The organism is Delftia sp. PE138 (assembly GCF_018320755.1).
In the GTDB taxonomy this organism is placed as follows: domain Bacteria; phylum Pseudomonadota; class Gammaproteobacteria; order Burkholderiales; family Burkholderiaceae_C; genus Comamonas; species Comamonas tsuruhatensis.
Window position 1 is genome coordinate 132,000 of the sequence record NZ_JABEPN010000002.1, and the last position, 18,860, is coordinate 150,859.

Sequence of the window (18,860 nt, forward strand, 5' to 3'; positions counted from 1 at the left end):
GGCGAAGCGGGGATTGTCGCGCGCAAAGGCGGTGCTCATGCAGACGTGCGCAGGCTCCTGAGCAACCGCTCCAGCGTGTCGAAGCTCACGGGCTTGACCAGGTGGTGGTCCATGCCGGCCTCGCGCGATCGTCTCAGGTCATCCTCCTGCCCCCAGCCCGTGAGGGCGATCAGCAGGACCTGGTCGCGGCCCTGACGGGCGCGGATGCGGCGCGCAACTTCCAGGCCGTCCATGCCGGGCAGGCCGATGTCCAGCAGCACGACGTCGGGCCTGAAGGCGTCGTGCATGGCCAGCGCGCCGGGGCCGTCGCGGGCGATCTCGACCTCGGCTCCCAGCAGCCCTAGCAGCATGGACAGGGTGTCGGCGGCGTCCGCGTTGTCATCGACCACCAGGATGCGGCCGAAGGCTGGCGCGTCCCCGGACTGCGCGCCTGCGGCCGGTCCGGGCAGGGAGGGCACATCGGCGGGTGCATGGGCGGATGCATCGGCAGGTGCATGGGCCGGCAAGGGCAGGCGCAGCCGCAATTCGCTGCCCTGGCCCGGACCTTCGCTGAGCGCCTGCACGCTGCCGCCGTGCATCTCCACCAGGCTGCGCACCAGGGTCAGGCCGATGCCCAGGCCCCCCTGGCCCCGGCGGCCGCCGCGGTCCACCTGCATGAACATGTCGAAGATCCTGTCCAGCAGCGCGGCGGGGATGCCTATGCCGTCGTCACGCACGGAGATCACGGCCTGCGCACCCTCTGCCCAGGCCGCCAGCACGATGTGGCCGCCGGGATCGGTGTATTTGGCGGCATTGTTGAGAAGGTTGGTGACCATTTGCGCCAGCCGCACGGGGTCGGCCGGCAGCAGCAGGGTCTCGGCGGGCAGCTCCAGCCGAAGCTGGTGGCCGCCGGATTCCATGACCGCATGGCTGGCCGCCGCCACGCCTTGCAGCACGTTGTTCAGGTCCACCACCTCCTTGCGCAGCTGGACCTTGCCCGTGGTGATGCGCGAGACCTCCAGCAGGTCGTCCACCATGCGCACCATGTGGTTGACCTGGCGCTCCAGCATCTCCTGGCTGCGGCGCGCGCTGTCGTCGCCATGGACGGTGCGCTTGAGGATTTGCAGGCCGTGGCTGATGGGTGCCAGCGGATTGCGCAGCTCGTGGGCCAGGGTTGCCAGGAACTCGTCCTTGCGCCGGTCGGCCTCCCTGAGGTGCTGCTCGGCGCGCTTGAGTTCGGTGATGTCCTGGATGACGGAGCAGGTGCCCACGAGCTGCCCGCCGTCATCGCGCAGCGGAGCGGCGCTGACGCGCATCCACCATTCGCGGCCCTCGTCGTCGGTGTGCAGCATCTCCAGCCCCGGCATGACCACCTCGCCGCGCAGCGCGCGCCTGCCGGGCCAGTTCTCGGGCGGTATGGGCCGGCCCTTGTCGTCCCAGCCGCGCCAGCGCTGCACGCGGTCGGCAAGGGTGGACGGGATGGCGCGCGGGACGAATCGGTCCATCAGCGCATTGCTGAGCACCATGGTGCCGCCCATGTCGGACACGCCCACGCCCGCCGGCATCTGGTCGATGATGGCGCGCAGCCTTTTCTCGTTGGCGCGCAGGGCAGCATGGGCCTGCTCGCGCACGCGCTCGAGCTGCAGCAGCGAGGCGACGCGCGCCAGCAGCTCGCGCGCCGAAAAGGGCTTGACCAGGTAGTCGTCCGCGCCTGCGCGCAGGCCTTCGACCTGGGCCTCCTGGCCTGCACGCGCGGACAGCATGATGACGGGGGTGGAGCGCGTGGCCTCGTCGCTGCGCAGCGCATGCAGCAGCTCGAAGCCGTCGAGCACGGGCATCATCACGTCGGCAATCACGAGATCGGGCCGCTGGCGCCGGATGCAGTCCAGCGCGGCCCGGCCGTCGCCGGCCACTTCCACCTCGTACAGCGGACGCAGCAACTGGCCGATGTAGCCGCGCATGTCGGCGTTGTCGTCGGCGCAGACGATGCGCGGCCGGGGGCCTTGCGGTTCGGCCCCAGCCGGCATGCCGTGCGGGGCGTGCGGGACGTGCGTGGGCGATTCGCCCGGCACCCACTGCCGCGTCTCGTCCATGAGCTGGCGTGCGGCCGGGGCGCCCGCGCCGTGCCCCGGCGGCGGCGGGGTTGACGGTGACGCGATGGGGTTCACCTGTTCGGCCGGCAAGTGCGCGCTGCCCTTGGGCAGCCGCACGGTGAAGCGGCTGCCCTCGCCCTCCGTGCTGGTGACCGTGATGGTGCCGCCATGCAGCCGCACCAGTTCCTGCACCAGGGCCAGGCCGATGCCCGTGCCCTCGTGCGTGCGGGCGGGCTTGCCCGGAATGCGGTGAAAGCGCTGGAAAAGATGGGGCAGGTGCTGGGGCGCAATGCCCGAGCCGGTGTCGCTGACGGACAGCTCCACCGCAGGGCCCGCGTCGTGCAGCGCCACGGCGATCTCGCCCTGCAAGGTGAACTTGAAGGCGTTGGACAGCAGGTTGAGCACGATCTTTTCGTACATGTCCTGGTCCACGTAGACCGGCCCTTGCAGTGGCGGGCAGTCCACGCGCAGCCGCAGGCCCGCCTGCTCCATGGCCGAGCGGAACACGCTGGCCAGCTCGGCCGTGGCGCGGGCCAGGTCCGTGGGCTCGTAGCTGGCCTGCATGCGCCCAGCCTCGATGCGCGCGAAGTCCAGCAGGGCGTTGACCAGCTTTTGCAGGCGCAGCGCGTTGCGGTGGACCATCTGCGCCTGATCGGGCGGCAGGTGGCCGCCGTGCTCGCGCAGGGCGTCGTCCAGCGGCCCCAGGATCAGCGTCAGCGGCGTGCGCAGCTCGTGGCTGACGTTGGAGAAGAACACGGTCTTGGCACGGTCCACCTCGGCCAGGGCCCGGGCGCGCCGCGCTTCCTGCTCATAGGCCACGGCGTGCGCGACAACGCCGCCCGTGTGGCTTGCCACCATATCGAGGAAGGCGCAGTACTCCGCATCCAGCGGGCGGCGCGGGCTGACGCCCAGCACCAGCACGCCCGAGGCCTGGCCGTCGCCCGACCAGCGAACGGGCACGATGCGCGCCAGGCGCGAGGGTTCGGGCCAGGGGCCGCCAGGCAGGGTCAGGCCCAGCTGCGCCAGGTCCACGTTGGCCGGCTGGCCCGATTGCACGGCCTGGGCCAGCGGCCAGGGCGCGGGGTCGGCCGCCAGGTCGGTGTCCATGCCGGTGGAGCACAGCAGCTGGAAGGCCGGGGGAGCGGTGTCTGCGCTGCCTGCATCCGGGGCGGCCTGGCACTCGTAGATGATGGCGAAGGGCACGTCGTAGGGGTTTTCATCCAGCACGGCGCAGACCTTTTCGCCCGCGTCCTTGGCACTGCGCATGTCCAGCGTGCGGATGCCCAGGCGGTGCAGCGTCTCCAGGCGCCGCCGGCTGACGATTTTCTCGGTGGTGTCGGTGCAGGGGCAGAACACGCCCTGCACGGTGATGCCGTTATCGGCCAGGATGGGGCCGTAGGTGAAGGTGACGAAGACCTCTTCCTGCGGCAGCTCGCGGTCGAAGAAGTAGCGCGCATCGGTGGACCAGGTGGCCTGGCCCGTGCGCAGCACGCCCTCCAGCATGGGGCCGATGTCGTCCCAGATCTCGCTCCAGCATTGCGCGCCGGCCTGTCCCAGCGCCTTGGGGTGCTTGCTGGTGCCCAGGAAGGGAATGTAGGCGTCGTTGTAGATCAGCCGGAAGTCATCGCCCCACCAGATGATGATGGGAAAGCGCGAGCCCAGCATCAGGCTGGCGGCGTTGCGCAGGCTTTGCGGCCAGCTCTGCGGCGTGCCCAGGGGCGTGGCCGCCCAGTCGTGGGCGCGCACGCGCGCCGCCATTTCGCCGCGCTGCGGCAGGAATCCAAAACCGTCTTCTGAATTCACGGGTTCTCCCACGGGATTGCCGACTTCGCGGGCCGGCCTGTGTCGTTGATCCAGGCGCCGGGGCCGCGGTGGCGGCGCAGCTATCGCGAGGCGGATTGCGCTGCAGGTGCGGCGCCTCGCCTGCGGGCGCTCTTGCGGGCAGCGCAATGCGCTGCTTGCCGGCCCCGGCCGCAGCCCGATTGCCTGCCGCCGCCGCTGTCCTTGTCCACGGTGGCCCACAGGCGCCTTTCGGCCTCTTCATGGCCTGCGCCGCGCGATTCGTGGCTGTGCACTATGTGCCGGGCCTGGCGTTTTCGCTCATGGGTATCGGTGGATTGGTCTCCTCGGGGCATGTCACTCTCCCTTGCGGGTCTGTTCCTGCTCGGGCGCGGGCGGCAATTCTATGGGGGGCGCCGTGGTGGGCGGATCTATCGGCTCGGGTCCGCGCGGGCGGCCGGGCTGGCGGTTGGGATCGTCGGGTGCCACGGGGTCGTTGGGCGTGGTCGGCACCTGGGGAATATTGGGTGCGTGGGGCAGGGGGTGGTTCATGGCTGCTGCTGTCCTGAGGGGAAGGGTTGATACAAGTGCGCAAGCGGGCTCAGCGTGGCGCGGTGGTGGCGGGTGCGGTGGCCGGATCGGCCTGCGGCGGCGTCATGGACGGCGCGGCAGGTGCGGCCGGCGAGGCAGAGGAGGTGGGTTCTGTCGCTGGCCCTCCGGTGGCGCTGGGCGCATCCAGCCGCCCCCTGGGTGCCATGAAGTTGAACATCAGCACCAGGATCAGTGCGACGGCGGCCGTGAGGGCGGCGATGCGCAGCGGCCAGCGGCCATCGCGGATGTGGTTGTTCTCGCTGCGCTGGCGTTCGAGGGGGGCGTGCACTCTGCGGGGAGGGGTGTCCATGGCGGTCTCCTTCAATCCATGAGCCTTCACCTTAGGCCGGACGGCGGCCTGCAACTGTCGGACAAGGCAGGACCTGGGGGAGCGACAAGCCGCTGCACGGCAGTGGGGCTTGGCAGGACACACCGCCACGGGCAGCGGCGCCAAGGGCCATCGCAAGGCCGCGGCCGCGACGGCAGGTGCCGTGTCAGCCGTGGCGCCTGCGCCGGTCGGCCGGCGCTATGCGCAGCAGCTGGCGGTACTTGGTGACGGTGCGGCGGGCCACGACCAGGCCCTGGGCGCCCAGCTGGCGTGCGATATCGACGTCGGACAGGGGCCGGGCATCGGATTCGGCCGCGATGATGTCGCCGATCAGCTCGCGGATGGCCGTGGCCGAGCAGGCGCTGCCGCTGGCACTGAGCATGGGGCGCGAGAAGAAGTGCTTGAGCTCGAACACGCCCGTGGGCGTGGCCATGTACTTGTTGTTGGTCACGCGCGAGACGGTGGATTCGTGCACACCCACTTCCTCGGCAATTTCGCGCAGCACCAGCGGCTTCATGGCCATGGCGCCGAACTCCAGGAACAGCTCCTGCTTTCGCACGATGGCCCGGGCCACGTCCAGGATGGTGGAAAAGCGCTGCTCCACATTGCGCACGGTCCAGCGCGCGTCCTGCAGATGGTCGGCCAGCTGGGCCTGGCCCGTGCAGCGGTGGCGCTGGAACAGCTGCTCGTAGACGCTGTTCAGTCGCACGCGCGGCACGACGGCGGGGTTCAGTTGCACATTCCAGCCGCTCGGTCCCCTGCGCACGATCACGTCGGGAACGATGTAGTCCACGCGCGTGGAGCCGAAGCTCCAGCCAGGCCTGGGGTTGAGGCGCCGTATGGCATTCATGGCCTGCACGATCTGGGCCGCCGGCACCTGCAGCGCCTTGGCCAGCCGCGGCACGTCGCGCGCGGCCAGCGCGTCCATGTGGTGCTGCAGCAGGGTCTGCGACAGCTGGCGCAGCGTGGCGTCGGCCATCTGCGGGCATTGCAGCAACAGGCATTCGCCCACGCTGCGCGCGGCCACGCCCGCCGGATCCAGCGATTGCACCAGTCGCAGGGCGATGAGCATTTCCTGCGCATCGGGCGCCGGGCTGAGCGCCAGCAGGCCGGCCAGCTCCTGCAGGTCCGTGCGCAGATAGCCGTCGTCGTCCAGCGATTCCACGATGGCGCGCGCCATGCACAGGTCGCGCGGCGTCATGGCCGTCACGTTGAGCTGGCCGTGCAGGTGCATGGCCAGCGTGGTTTCGCAGGCAGCCGTGTCCATGGCGGAGCCTTCCGCGTCAACGGCCTGGCGCGCGCCCAGGTGCATGTCGGCCACCCACAGGTCGCGGTCATCTGCGGGCTCGGCATCTTCCAGGAATGGGTTGTCCTCCATCTTGCTGCGCACCATCGCGGCAAAGTCCAGCGAGGACATCTGCAGCATGCGCACCGCGTGCTGCAAGCGCGGGGAAAGCGTCTGGGACTGGCGTATGTCCGCCTTGAGGTGCATGGAACCCATCTCGTCTCCTTGTTGCGATGGCCACAAGGACGCAACGTTCATGCCCCGATCAGCGTGGCGAATCGTCTGGATACACTTTGGGCACGAAACCTGCTGCGTACTTGCTGCGCAGAAGGCACAGGGGCCCGGGGTTCGGCCGTCGCTGCGGGTATCGGCTTTGCAACAGCAGGGCCGCTCAAGGCGCCTGCGGTAAAAATTTCCGCTCGGGCGCAAGGTTTTCTGCAAACTTTGCCATGTACCAATCCACCAGTTTTCACACGGTCCCGCCGCCGGGAACCCTCAATGCAGTCCCGCAAGGCGGGGCGCGCGGCGCCGCACGCGGGCCATCCATGTCCATGCGCCTGAGACGGGTCCTGTTGCTTCTGGCCTTGCTGGTGCTTGTGCTGGCCGCCTCGTCCTGGCTGCTGTTGCGCGCCTATCAATCCGGGCACGCGGCGCAGGAGCAGGCCGTTCGCATCGCCAGCATGGCCGCGGCCCGCCTGCTGGACAGGCAGGAGCCACGCGCTGCCAATGCCGAGCAGGCGCTGGCTGCCGTCCAACCGCTGCTGGAGGCGGGATGGTCCGGCTTTCTGGTGGACAGCGCGGGCCGTGCGGTGCCGGCCGGCACGGCTGCGGCAACGGGTCAGCCTGCCTTGCCCGCTGATTTCAGCGAGCGCCTGGCTTCCAGCCTGGCGCACGGCTGGCTGGATGTGCCCGATGCGCAGGGCGGCACCCTGCGCGTTTTCTTCAGCAGGACGGCCCAGGGCTGGACCTGGGTGAGCTGGGTTCCCTGTTCCGCGCTGGATCCGGCGTGTTCCCCGCTCCTGAGGGGCGTGATCTGGGCGGCGATCGTGTTGTTTGCGCTGGCCGGCCTGGGCCTGGCGGGGCTGGCCCTGCGTGGCAGGGCGGACCCGATGAGGCCGGCCCGGCGCAGCCAGGCCGGCGGCGCACCGGGGGAGCGGGACAACGAAGCCGGCGAGGCCCATATCCAGAACGAGCGCCTGCAGGTGGTCGGCCGGCTGGCAGGCCGCTTCTCCCATGAGTTCAACAACCAGCTCGGCGTTCTGAGCAACAGCGCCTATCTGATTGAGCGTCGTTCGGAGGACCCGAACCTGCGCCTGCCTGCACAGGCCATGCTGCGTTCGGTGGACACGGCCAGCCGGTTGACGCAGCAGCTGCTGCGCTTCGGGCCGCGCCACAGCACGCATGCGCTGGTGGTGGATCTGTACCGCTGGTTGCCGGGCGTGCGGGGCACGCTGGCCGTGGTCCTGGGAAAGCGCGTGGCGCTGGAGGTGGCTGAGCCCGCCGAGGCCAGCCCGCCGGGCCAGCCGGCCGCGCGCCTGGGCGTGTATGTGGACCCTGACGAGCTGGAGCTGGCGCTGATCAGCATTTTCCTGTCCGTGCGCGAGGCCTTGCCCGATGGCGCCCGCGTGCGCATGGCGGCACATCCCGTGGGCGGACATCTTGCGGCATCGGCCGCCAAGGGCGAGCAGGTGGAGATCCGCATCGAGGCCGTGGCCCACTGGCAGGACACCGAGCCGGGGCCGGAGGGGGTGGGTCCGGGCGAAGCGGGCGTAGCGGGCGTAGTGGCCGCAGCCAGCGCCGAGGCGCCGCAGCGGCCGCAGGAATCCCGCCCCGGCGTGCGGTTGAGCGACGCCGATGCAGATGCCTCCTGCGGCCTGGCCCTGGCGCGCCGGCTGTGCCTGGCTGGCGGTGGCGTGGCGTGGGCCGAGGGCGGCAGCGAGGGAGGCGACGGCGATGGAGACAGCGGCGGCCTGGCCGTCTCTCTGGTCCTGCCGCGCGTGCCCATGGCGGCGCAGGATTGTCTTGCGCAAAGCCTGGACTGAGCTGGCATTCGCGGTCCTGGAAACAGGACTGCGCGCCGGGGCGCGCAGTCAGCAAGCAGGAAAGTCGAAAAAGAGAGGAGGGCCGAGCCCGGTCAGCGTGCGAGGCGCGCGATCAGCAGCCCCGCCGCCAGCGCCGTGGCAATGGAGCGCAGCGGTTTCTTGCACACGGCGCTGCCCTTGCGGGAGAGGTCGGTGCTGCCAGCGGTACTTCTGGTCTGGAAGGGATCTTTGCTCATGGAGGCTCCTTTCCTGCAAGTCAATGGCCCGTGGCCGGGCCGGCTCAGTGGCGCATGCGCGGTTTGCACAGGTTGAAGATGGCCAGCAGCGCAACGGCGCTGGCCATGGAAATGAAGATGGACATGGATGTGGCAGGCACCTGCGCCTGCGCATCCATGGCCGAGGGCGCCAGCAGCGGCGCCAGCAGCCAGCCGCCCAGCAAGGCGCCGATGGCGCCTATTGCCACGTTGAGCAAAATGCCTTGCTGGGCCTGGGTGTTCGTGACCATGCTGGTGATCCAGCCGATCAGCCCGCCCACCATCAGCCAGATGAGGAAATCCATGGCATCGCCTTTGACAAAAGTTGCAGTTGAATATCAATGGCAATCGGCGTGCCTGCCCGTCGCAAGCGACTCAGCGCTCCGGTCGCGGGGTGCCGTTGCCCTGGGCCGGCGCGGGGCGGATTTGTGCCCGCTCGGCTTCGCGGCCTGAAGGTGTCTGGGCGTCCAGGCCCCGGTCGGGCGACTCGCTGACCTGGGGCAGATCGGCGGCGTGTTCTATCAATTCCTCGATGATGAAGCGGCCGTAGAGCTGGGCGCGCTCGGCGCCGGCGGCCTTGAGGGCATCGGCGGCGTTGCGTGCGGCCTCGTCGCTGTCCACCCGTACCACCAGCCAGTGGTAGCCGCGCTCGGCCAGGGCCTGGTGGGCCTTGACCAGATTGAGTTCCTGGCCCACGGCGGCCACGGGGCTGGCCTGTCGCAGGTCTTGGTCGATCTGGGCCAGCATTTCCCGGTCGGTGTAGCGCCGTACGTCCTGCTCGGGCAGGTTCAGCGCCTGCAGCGCCGCCATGCCGTCATCGGCCTGCGCAGCCGTGGGAAAAGAGACCACCATGTGGCCCACGGGCTTGAAGACACCGTAGGCGCGGGCAGGAGAGGAGTCCATGGGCTTGTCCTTGGTTGCTCAAAGGTGCTTGCAGGGTGGCAAGCAGCGTGCCCGCAAGGCAACGGCAGCAGGTGCTGTGCGCGTCTGCGCACGTGTCAGCCGGGTTCGGGGTCCGTCCTGTCCTTTTTGCCGCCCGCATAGTCCTTGAGCCGGTTGTACAGCGTCTTGAGGCTGATGCCGAGCACGGCGGCCGTGCGTTCCTTCTGGTACTTGCACTGCTTGAGCGTGGCCTGGATCAGCAGCCGCTCGGCCTGCGCCATGGTCATGCCGATGGGCAGCTGTATGGTGGCCGGCTCCATATCGGGCAGGTCGTAGGCGTCGCCTGCCGCGCCGTGGTCGGCGAACGGATGCACGGCGACAGGCGCGGCCTGCGCAGTGGGCGGCAATTGCGGGGCGTTGGCGGCCAGCTGTGCAGGCACGGATGTGTGCACGGATGCGTGCAATGACACCGGCATGGGGGCGGGCTGGGCAATGGCCACCGGTGGGCGGGGCAGCCATTCGGTGCCTACCTGCGGGCCGGGCTCCATGACGTAGGCACGCTGCACGGCATTGCGCAGCTCGCGCACATTGCCGGGCCAGCTGTGCTGCGCCAACTGCCTCAGGGCCGACGCCGTGAACTGCTTGGTCTGCCCCTCTCGCTGCGAGATGGCCTGCAGCAAGTGCTGGGCCAGCAGCGGGACGTCGGACAGGCGCTCGCGCAGCGGCGGCAGCTCGATGGGAAAGACGTTCAGCCGGTACAGCAGGTCCTCGCGCAGCCTGCCGCTGGCCACGGCCTCGAAGGGGCAGCGGTTGGTGGCGGCGATCACGCGCACATCGGTCTGCAGCGTCTGGGTGGAGCCCACGCGCATGAAGCGGCCGGTCTCCAGCACGCGCAGCAGCTTGACCTGCAGCTCCATGGGCATTTCCGTGATCTCGTCCAGGAACAGCGTGCCCGTGGCCGCGCGCTCGAAAAAGCCCTGGTGCTGGCGGTCGGCACCCGTGAAGCTGCCCTTTTCGTGGCCGAAGATCTCGCTTTCGATGAGATGCGGCGAAATGGCGCCGCAGTTCACGGCAAGAAACGGGCGGCTGCGCCGCTGGCTCAAGTCGTGCAGGGTCTGCGCCACGACCTCCTTGCCGGTGCCGCTCTCTCCCGTGAGAAACACCGTGACCGAGGTGCCCGCCACGCGCTCCATCTGCTGGTACAGGCGCTGCATGGGAGGCGATTGGCCCAGGAGCCGGCCAAAGCGGCCTTCCTGCGCGCAGTAGCTGCCAGCGGGTGCGCAATGGTCTTGTGCCGTGATCTGATTGGAGGCCGGGCCTGCGCCGTTGCGGCTGTCCGCGCCCGACAGGCCCGGCGTGGGGATGAGAAAGCGCGAAAGAATGTCCTCGAGCCGGCCTATGCCCACGGGCTTGACCAGATAGTCCATGGCGCCTCGGCGCAGGGCTTCGATGGAGGAGTCCAGGCTGGCATGGCCGGTCACCAGCACGATCTGCGAGTCCTGCGGCACTTGCCGGTCGCCGAACAGGTCCATGCCGTTGCCATCGGGCAGCTGCAGGTCCAGCAGAACCAGGCTGGGCGGCTGCATGGCCATCTGGCGGCGCGCATCGCGCAGGGTGTGGGCCACGGCGACCGAAAAGCGGTCCACGCCCACCAGTTCGCGCATGGTGGCTGCCGAGTCCGCGTCGTCATCGACGATCAGCACGTGGTTCATTCCATGGCCTCCAGAGCTGCCGGCCGCAGCCTGTTTTGACAAAAATTCATGATCCGGCAGTTTAGGGGCTGGGATGTATGCATCTGTGTCAGTCCACAGGCACAGTGCTTGCCGGGTGGTCCGGTCCCCGCCGCCGTCGCCGCAAAGAGGGGATCAAGCGGATCAGGCGGGCCGGCGGCTGGCGCCCTGGCCACGGCGGGGCGGGGTCCTGCGGGGCCGGGGCTGGGGCTCCAGCAGGCCCAGGAACAGGCATTCCTTGGCGCTCAGCCCGCGCGTGCGCCGTGCGGGTGCAGCGGTCGCGGCGGGCGGGCATTGTCCGGGCTGCTCGCACAGGGCCAGTACCTGGGGATGGATGTAGAACTTGCGGCAAACCGTACAGGTATTGCCCAGGCGCCGCGCCACCTCGGCGATCAGGTCCGTGAAGGTGAGCGCGCCCGGATGGCGGCTGCCCGCCGGTGACGCTGCGGCGGCCATGGCCAGCTCCAGCGCGTACACGCTGGCATGCCAGGTACGGAAGTCCTTGGCACTGAAGTCCGGTCTGTCTGCCTCGTCTGCCCCGGCCTGGCTGCAGATCCTGCGGATGTAGTCGTTCACGTGCTCGGAGCGCACATGGTGAACATCTCCCTCGTCGTCCACGAACTGGAAAAGCCGCTGCCCCGGCAGGTCCTGGCAGCGCTTGACGATGCGGGCCACGGCCCGGTCGGACACGCGGGCCTGCTGGGCGACGCCGCTCTTGCCCTTGAAGCTCAGCGTCAGCTCGCCGGCGCGCACCTGGGCATGGCGGTTCCTGAGCGTGGTCAGGCCGAAGGATCCATTGGCTTCTGAATACTCGTCATTGCCAACGCGCAGCGCCGTGCAGTCCAGCAGCCAGACGATGGTGGCCACCACGGTTTCGAGCTGCGGCCGCCCCGGCCTGAGGTCCCGCGCCACGGCACGCCGAATGGCGGGCAGATGCCGGCCGAACTCGCGCATGCGGTCGAACTTGACCTGCTTGCGCTGCTCCTGCCACTGCGGGTGATAGCGGTATTGCTTGCGCCCGCGGGCATCGCGGCCCGTGGCCTGCAGGTGGCCCCGGGCGTCAGGGCAGATCCATACATCCACATAGGCCGGTGGAATGGCCAATTTGCGGATGCGCTCCAGCGCCTGGGCGTCGCGCACGGGCCTGCCGTCCTGGTCCACATAGGAAAAGCCTTTGCCACGCCGCACGCGGCGCCAGCCGGGCATGCGGTCGTTGACATGGATGAGGTCTGCAGTCAGTGCAACCCCTGCGGCGGCGGAGGTGCGATGGGGGGATCGGAATAGGGCGAAGGCGCCGGAGCCGGCGGAGGATCACCCACGGGTGGCACCAGCGGCTCGGTCGGCGGCGGATTGACCGGCGGAGCGACGGGAGGTGTGGCAGGCGGTGTGGGTGGTGCAGCGATCATGGAACGGTTTCTCCTGTGATGGTGGCGGGCCGCAGCGGCCATGCAGCCGCTGCAGCAATCGCCATGCCCGGACCCTTGCACGGGGCCGAAGCGTTGACATTTGGTAGCAATGATTCGCGAAAACCGGTGGCCTGCGGCCTCAGGCCAGCGTCCTCAGCGTGGGCTCGCGGTCCCAGAAGCGTTTCTTGGCGCCTTCGACAAAGGGCTTGGGCGTGTCGATGGGAAACACTCCCTCGTCCGGCGTGATGCCCGCGGTCTGCAGGATGTGCCCCGTGGCCTTGCAGGCCGCAATGGCCTTGAGGTGGCCGAAGGCATCGCGGAACCAGTCCTGGGCGGCCGCTTCCCGGGCCAGGGCTTCGCCGCGCTGGGGCGTGAGGATGGACACCACGGCGTCGAACTGCGCCGAGGGCGATCCGGCCAGCTGGCCGTCTGCGGGCAGGTGGCTGCCGTCGTCCAGCGTGGCGCCGCCGATCTTGGGCGCAATGATCTTCACACTGGCCTTTTGCGCCACCAGGGCCTTGTGGAAGGCGGCAATGTGCCGGGCGCTGGAGCCTTCATCCACCAGGATGGCCACGCAGCGGCCCTGCAGTGTGGGTTTCATGCGGTCGATGATGCGCGTGGCCGGGCTGGGCGGCAGCTTTTGCGGGGGCACGGCAGGCTTGGCGGCAGGCGGCAGTTGGGGCAGGCCCAGGCCGTCGGCCACGCGCTTTGCCAGGTCGGCGTCTATCACCTGCAGGTGGCCCACCACGGCCAGTCGCACATGCGGCGTCTGCACCTTGGACAGCTCGAACACCAGGGCGCTGGCGATGTGGGCCTGCTCCACCGCGCTCTGGCTGGCGTAGAACATGCGCGCCTGGCTGTAGTGGTCGGCAAAGCTTTCGGGGCGGATGCGGCCCTTGGCGCCGTCCCCGTCATCCTGGGCAAAGTGCCTGAAGCCGCGCGCCGCCGAGGCGCGCGGACTGTCGGCCTGCAGGCTGGAGGGCTCGTAGGCCACGCGGCCCTTGGGCACCTGGGTCTGCATATGGCCGTCGCGCTGGTCGTGGGCAAACGGGCATTTGGGCGCGTTGATGGGCAGCTGCGTGAAGTTGGGCCCGCCCAGTCGCGACAGCTGGGTGTCCAGGTAGGAGAAAAGGCGGCCCTGCAGCAGCGGATCGTTGCTGAAGTCGATGCCCGGGGGCAGGTTGGCCGGGCAGAAGGCGACCTGCTCGGTCTCGGCAAAGAAGTTGTCGGGCCAGCGGTCCAGCACGAAGCGGCCGATCTTGCGCAGCGGTATTTCCTCTTCCGGAATGATCTTGGTGGGGTCCAGATGGTCATAGGGCAGGGCGTCGGCCTGTTCCTGCGAGAACAGCTGCACGCACAGCTCCCAGGCCGGGTAGTCGCCGGCCTCGATGGCCTCGAACAGGTCGCGGCGGTGGTAGTCGTTGTCTGCGGCCTGCAGCTTCAGGGCCTCGTCCCAGACCGTGGACTGGATGCCCAGCTCGGGCCGCCAGTGGAATTTCACGAAGGTGCTTTTGCCTTGCGCATTGACCAGCCGGAAACTGTGCACGCCAAAGCCCTCGATCATGCGCAGGCTGCGCGCGATGGTGCGGTCGCTCATGATCCACATGACCATGTGCATGGACTCGGGCATGAGGGAGATGAAGTCCCAGAACGTGTCGTGCGCCGTGGCAGCCTGTGGAAAGCCCCGGTCCGGCTCCATCTTCACGGCATGGACCAGGTCGGGAAACTTCATGGCGTCCTGGATGAAGAACACCGGAATGTTGTTGCCGACCAGATCCCAGTTGCCCTCTTCGGTATAGAACTTGATGGCGAAGCCGCGCACGTCCCGCGGGGTGTCCACCGAGCCTGCGCCGCCGGCCACGGTGGAAAAGCGCACGAAGACCGGCACCTGCTTGCCGGTTTCGGTCAGCACCTTGGCGGTGGTGTACTGCTCCAGTGAATCGGTCAGCTGGAAATAACCGTGGACACCTGTGCCGCGTGCATGGACGATCCGCTCCGGAATGCGCTCATGGTCGAAATGCGTGATTTTCTCGCGCAATATGAAATCTTCCAGCAGCGTGGGTCCCTTTGGCCCTTGCTTCAATGAATTCTGGTTGTCCGCAACCGGTATGCCCTGCTGCGTCGTCAATACAGGATGAGAGGCTTCGGCCTGCTGCTGGAGTTCTCCGCCGTGGCCAGCGGGGCATTGGGATGGGGATTTCTTTTCAGCTGGGGCTTTCTTGGCCATGATGCACTCCTTGGGAATGAACGCCATGTTCTTTTGACGCGGATATTTCAAGCGGAGCAACGGTATGTTTTTCAGTTGCCGCAATGGGAAAATAAAAAAAGGGCCCGGAGGACCCTTTTTTCAGGTCATGCAACCTGCGGCTCAACGCTGCTGGTGGCTGTCCTGCTTTTGCTGCTGACCCGGCTGGTTGCGCTGGGGGTTGCTCTGCTGTTGCTGATAGTTGGGATTATTGGGATTGCTTTGCTGCTGCTGCCCCGGATTGTTTTGTTGCTGCTGCTGGTTCTGCTTGTTCTTGTCGTTTTGCTGGTTGCTGGCCGTGTTGCCTTGAGGGTTATTGGTCTGTTGCGTCATTTCCATACTCCTTAAGTAAACAGCGATGCCGTCATCACTGCAATTTCATTGTGCTGCCTGAAAAATCCACGGCGTGTAGGAAATTCGGAAGATTACTTTTGGTAAATCATTGGAATTTGCTATGAATATCATGGAATCCATTTTTGCGGCAAAAATGCATGTATTTTTTATCATGAAATGCCATTTGTAGATTATGCAAAACGGCAATGGTCCGTTTCATTTGGATGTTGAACGTTTTGCAGGCGCCTTGGACGCTGGCTTTCGGGGCTTGGGTGTTGTCCGGGTCGCGGGCGCTTTTGCAGCTTTTGCAGCTTTTGCCGCCGCCCCGGTATTTTTTTCCTTGGCCGCGGGGGCGGGGGCCCCGCTGCCTGCCTTGCCCAGGCTGCTCCTGAGCAGGGCGGTCAGATCCAGCACGGCTGCGTTGGCGGGTGCGGCGGGCGCGTCCTGCTGCCTTTGCACACTTTGCACGTCGCCCGCATGGGCCTTGGCCTGCACCAGCTGGTGGATTTCCTCGCTGAAGGAGTTGCGGAACTGGTCGGCGTCCCAGGCCTGGCTCATGTCCTTGATCAGTGCCAGGGCCATGGTCATTTCGGCGGCCTTGATGCCTGCGGCCCTTGCGTCCAGCGGCGGCAGGTCCAGCTGCTCGAAGGAACGGATCTCGCCGCCCCAGCGCAGCAGGTTCAGCACCAGCGCCCGGCCGCAGGGGATCAGGATGGCCAGGTGCTGCTTGGCCTGGATGACGACCTTGGCCACGCCCACCTTGTTGCTCTTGCGCAGCGCCTCGCGCAGCAGTGCGTAGACCTTCCCGCCCCGGTGCAGGGGGGCGGTGTAGTAGGGCCGCTCCAGGTAGATGAAGGGGATATCGTCGGCATCGACAAAGGCCTCGATCTCTATGGTCTGCGTGGTCTTGGGAAAGGCGGCGGCAATCTCTTCGGCGCTCAGCACCACGTAGCGGCCTTCTTCGAATTCCACGCCCTTGACGATGTCGGCCGAGGCCACCTCCTTGCCCGTGACCTTGTTGATGCGCTTGTAGCCCACGGGCTGCATGTTGCGCTTGTCCAGCCAGTCGAAGTCGATGTCCGTGCTGGCCGTGGCTGCATACAGGCCTATCGGGATGTGGACCAGGCCAAAGCTGATGGCCCCCTTCCACAGGCTGCGCGAGGAGACGGCCGGGGCCGTGCGGGGAGATGTGGCTTTCCTGGTCATCGTTGTGCTTTCCTCGTTGGCGGCGCTTCGCGGGCCGGTGCCTCGAAGCCCAGCGCCTTCATGGCGCGGCCCAGGCTGGTGGCCGCCGTGCCGTAGTGCTCCCAGGGCGAGTTGCCCAGGCGCAGGCGCTGGTCCACCGAGCGAATGGTCCAGTGCGCGCCGCCCGTGAGCCTGTCGAGCTCGTTCCAGCCCACGGGCACGGAGATGCCCATGCCGGGCCGCGCACGCGCTGTCCACGCGCAGGCCGTGGTGGCGTCAAAGCCGTTGCGCAGGTAGTCCACGAAGATTTTTCCCACGCGGTTGCGTGGCCCGCTCTTGGCCACGAAGCGCTGGGGCACGGTGCTGGCCAGGTGCTGGACCAGGGCCTGGGAGAAGGCCTTGACCGTGTCCCAGTCCAGCAGCCGCTTGATCGGCACGACCACATGCAGGCCCTTGCCGCCGCTGGTCTTGAGGAAGGCCGGCAGCTCCAGCTCCTGCAGCAGCACATGCAGCAAGGTGGCCGCTTCCTGCACCTGCGTCCAGGGCACGCCCTCGCCGGGGTCCAGGTCGAAGGTCATGCGGTCGGGCCGGTCGATGCGGTCCCGGCGGGCATTCCAGGTGTGCCATTCGATGGTGTTCATCTGCGCGGCCGCCACCAGGCCTTCACGCCGCGCCACCTCCATCAGCGGCGCATGGCCGGGATCGAGTTCGGGCGCCAGGGCGGCAATGCCCTGCAGCGGCGTCTGGTCCATGTGTTTCTGGAAGAACAGCTCGCCCTCGATGCCCTCCGGCGCGCGCACCATGGCCACGGGCCGGGCCTTGAGGTGGGTGATCATGAAGGGGGCCACCGTGGCGTAGTAGCGCGCCAGCTCCATCTTGGTGATGCCGGTGGAGGGGTCGATGACACGCTCGGCATGGGTGATGGCGATCGTGGCGGGCAGGCGCGCCGCCTTGGCCATGCGGGGCGGGGCGGCTTTGTGGCGGGTTGCGGTGCGGGGTGAAGATGCGGTCGATGGCACGTGCTGTGGCTCCTCTTTTGCGATGCGGCGCGCAGGCTTGTCCGTGCGCAGTCCCTGGAATACGGCGTGGCGGATGCGGCCGTCCGCGGTCCATTGCGCGAACGAGACTTCGGCCAGCAGGGTGGGGCGCACCCAGTGCACCTGGCTGCCAAGGCCCCGGGTGTCTGCCAGCGGGGATGTGCCGGTGGCCAGGCCGTCCAGGCGCTGGCGCAGGTCGGCCAGGGTGCGTGCGTTGAAACCCGTGCCGACCTTGCCGGCCGCGTGCAGCTGCCCGTCCTCGCCATGCACGGCGAGGACCAGGGCCCCCAGGCCGGTGCGCGAGCCCTGGGGATCGGTATAGCCGGCGATCACGAACTCCTGGCGGTGGCCGCACTTGAGCTTGATCCAGTCCATGCTGCGCCGCGAGACGTAGGCGCTGCCGCGCCGCTTGCCGATCACGCCCTCCAGGCCCAGCCGGCAGGCGGCGGCCATCAGGTCGGCGGGCGGGGCGTCAAAGGCCTGGCTGAACCGAACGCGGTCCGACGGCGCCTTGTGCAGCAGCTCCTGCAACCGCTGGCGGCGCTGTTCCACGGGCTGCTGGCGCAGGTCCTGGCCGTCGTGCCACAGCAGGTCGAAGGCGAAGAAGACCAGCAGGTCGGTGTGCTCGCCGTCGAAGGCGTTCTGCAGGGCCTGGAAGTCGGGGCGGTCGTCGCTGTCCAGCATCAGCACCTCGCCGTCGATCCAGCCTGTTTGCAAGGGCAGGGCCGCCAAGGCGCGGGCCAGGGCAGGCATTCTGGCGGTCCAGTCCTTGCCGTTGCGCGTGACAAGCCGCACGGTACCGCTGTCGATGCGGGCCAGCAGGCGGTAGCCGTCGAACTTGCTCTCGAAGATCCATTGCCCGGCCTCCGTGGGCGGGCGGTCCACCAAGGTCGCCAGCTGGGGGGCGATCTCCTGCGGCATGGTCGCGGTGCCGGCGTGCTGCTTTCGTGCTGGCGCTGGCGCTGTTGCTGTTGTTGTTTCTGTTTCTGTCGTTGCCGCTGCTGCAGGTTCCAGGGGAAGGCCCGCCACGCTGTCGGGCATGTCCTCGACCACGCTGAATTCGCCGGCGGCGCGTTCCAGCCCGTCATGCTCCTTGATCAGCAGCCACGCGGGTTTTTTGGCATCGTCCTTGCCGCGCATGCGCACCAGGGTCCAGCGGCCCTGCAGCTTGTGGCCGCGCAACTCGAACTTGAGCTTGCCCTTGCGAAGGCCCTCGGCGGCGTCGCCTTGTGGCCACCAGGTGCCCCGGTCCCAGATGATGACCTTGCCCGCACCGTACTGGCCCGGCGGAATCTGGCCTTCGAAGCGGTTGTAGGCCATGGGGTGGTCTTCCACCTGCACGGCCATGCGCTTGTCGGCCGGGTCGTAGCTGGGGCCCTTGGGCACGGCCCAGCTTTTCATGCTGCCGTCCAGCTCCAGCCGGAAGTCGTAGTGCAGGTGGCTGGCCCAGTGCTTTTGAATGACGAATTGCAGGACACCCGTGCCGGGCTGCCCTGCAATCGCGTCGCTGGAAGGTTCTGCCGAGGGCTCCGGCGTGCGCGTGAAGTCGCGCTTTTGCCGGTAGGCCGCCAGCGAAGCGGCAGCCCTGTCCTGCCCGCCGGCCGCAGCAGCCCGCCGCGGCTGCTGCGCGGCCGGGTGGCTGCGGCGCGGTGCGGGCATGCGGCGCTCCTTCAGAACATCAGTGCAATCAA

At 68.1% G+C, this 18,860-nt stretch carries 15 protein-coding genes; 1 reads left to right on the top strand and 14 read right to left on the bottom strand.

Translation table 11 applies throughout. The annotated features are described in order from the left end of the window. Positions 1-35 precede the first annotated feature (35 nt). From HFGMBDPB_RS09540 to rpoN, 5 genes are all read right to left on the bottom strand, one after another. Entirely contained in the window at positions 36-3,875 is a 3,840-nt protein-coding gene (locus HFGMBDPB_RS09540) for an ATP-binding protein (RefSeq protein WP_212645302.1), read from the bottom strand. Between the two features lie 80 nt (positions 3,876-3,955). Continuing rightward, positions 3,956-4,207, bottom strand: a complete 252-nt coding sequence (locus HFGMBDPB_RS09545; protein ID WP_212645303.1) for a plasmid stabilization protein — start codon at positions 4,205-4,207, stop codon at positions 3,956-3,958. 1 nt (position 4,208) lies between these two features. Further along, complete coding sequence (locus tag HFGMBDPB_RS09550) at positions 4,209-4,403, bottom strand: hypothetical protein (RefSeq protein WP_016446355.1); 195 nt, start codon at positions 4,401-4,403, stop codon at positions 4,209-4,211. Between the two features lie 49 nt (positions 4,404-4,452). After that, positions 4,453-4,752, bottom strand: a complete 300-nt coding sequence (locus HFGMBDPB_RS09555) for a hypothetical protein (protein WP_212645304.1) — start codon at positions 4,750-4,752, stop codon at positions 4,453-4,455. 184 nt (positions 4,753-4,936) lie between these two features. Then, positions 4,937-6,271 carry an RNA polymerase factor sigma-54 gene (gene rpoN, locus HFGMBDPB_RS09560; protein WP_212645305.1) on the bottom strand — a complete coding sequence of 445 codons (1,335 nt, stop codon included), beginning with the start codon at positions 6,269-6,271 and terminating at the stop codon, positions 4,937-4,939. A 233-nt stretch (positions 6,272-6,504) separates the two neighbouring features. On the opposite strand from rpoN, the gene HFGMBDPB_RS09565 reads away from it, so the two are divergent. Beyond that, entirely contained in the window at positions 6,505-8,097 is a 1,593-nt protein-coding gene (locus HFGMBDPB_RS09565; RefSeq protein ID WP_212645306.1) for a nitrogen regulation protein NR(II), read from the top strand. 92 nt (positions 8,098-8,189) lie between these two features. On the opposite strand, the gene HFGMBDPB_RS09570 is transcribed toward HFGMBDPB_RS09565, so the two are convergent. The 9 genes from HFGMBDPB_RS09570 to ligD all read right to left on the bottom strand — a co-directional run bounded on the left by HFGMBDPB_RS09570 (position 8,190) and on the right by ligD (position 18,828). Then, positions 8,190-8,333, bottom strand: a complete 144-nt coding sequence (locus HFGMBDPB_RS09570) for a hypothetical protein (protein WP_212645307.1) — start codon at positions 8,331-8,333, stop codon at positions 8,190-8,192. 44 nt (positions 8,334-8,377) lie between these two features. After that, on the bottom strand, positions 8,378-8,656 hold the full coding sequence (locus HFGMBDPB_RS09575) for a GlsB/YeaQ/YmgE family stress response membrane protein (protein WP_016446350.1): 279 nt from the start codon (positions 8,654-8,656) through the stop codon (positions 8,378-8,380). Between the two features lie 70 nt (positions 8,657-8,726). Then, positions 8,727-9,254, bottom strand: coding sequence for a hypothetical protein (locus HFGMBDPB_RS09580; RefSeq protein WP_047473796.1), 528 nt, complete (start codon positions 9,252-9,254; stop codon positions 8,727-8,729). A 95-nt stretch (positions 9,255-9,349) separates the two neighbouring features. Then, positions 9,350-10,945, bottom strand: coding sequence for a sigma-54-dependent transcriptional regulator (locus tag HFGMBDPB_RS09585; RefSeq protein ID WP_212645308.1), 1,596 nt, complete (start codon positions 10,943-10,945; stop codon positions 9,350-9,352). 162 nt (positions 10,946-11,107) lie between these two features. Next, entirely contained in the window at positions 11,108-12,169 is a 1,062-nt protein-coding gene (locus HFGMBDPB_RS09590; protein ID WP_212645309.1) for a DNA topoisomerase IB, read from the bottom strand. A 339-nt stretch (positions 12,170-12,508) separates the two neighbouring features. After that, the gene (locus HFGMBDPB_RS09595) at positions 12,509-14,596 is read right to left on the bottom strand and encodes a catalase (protein WP_212645310.1); all 2,088 of its coding nucleotides are present in this window, start codon (positions 14,594-14,596) and stop codon (positions 12,509-12,511) included. Between the two features lie 141 nt (positions 14,597-14,737). Then, positions 14,738-14,947 (bottom strand): hypothetical protein, encoded by a 210-nt coding sequence (locus HFGMBDPB_RS09600; protein WP_212645311.1) that lies wholly within the window; start codon positions 14,945-14,947, stop codon positions 14,738-14,740. A 216-nt stretch (positions 14,948-15,163) separates the two neighbouring features. Continuing rightward, the gene (gene ku, locus HFGMBDPB_RS09605; RefSeq protein WP_046988070.1) at positions 15,164-16,153 is read right to left on the bottom strand and encodes a non-homologous end joining protein Ku; all 990 of its coding nucleotides are present in this window, start codon (positions 16,151-16,153) and stop codon (positions 15,164-15,166) included. After that, positions 16,150-18,828, bottom strand: a complete 2,679-nt coding sequence (gene ligD, locus HFGMBDPB_RS09610) for a DNA ligase D (protein WP_212645312.1) — start codon at positions 18,826-18,828, stop codon at positions 16,150-16,152. Before ligD ends, ku begins: the two co-directional genes overlap by 4 nt. Positions 18,829-18,860 lie beyond the last annotated feature (32 nt).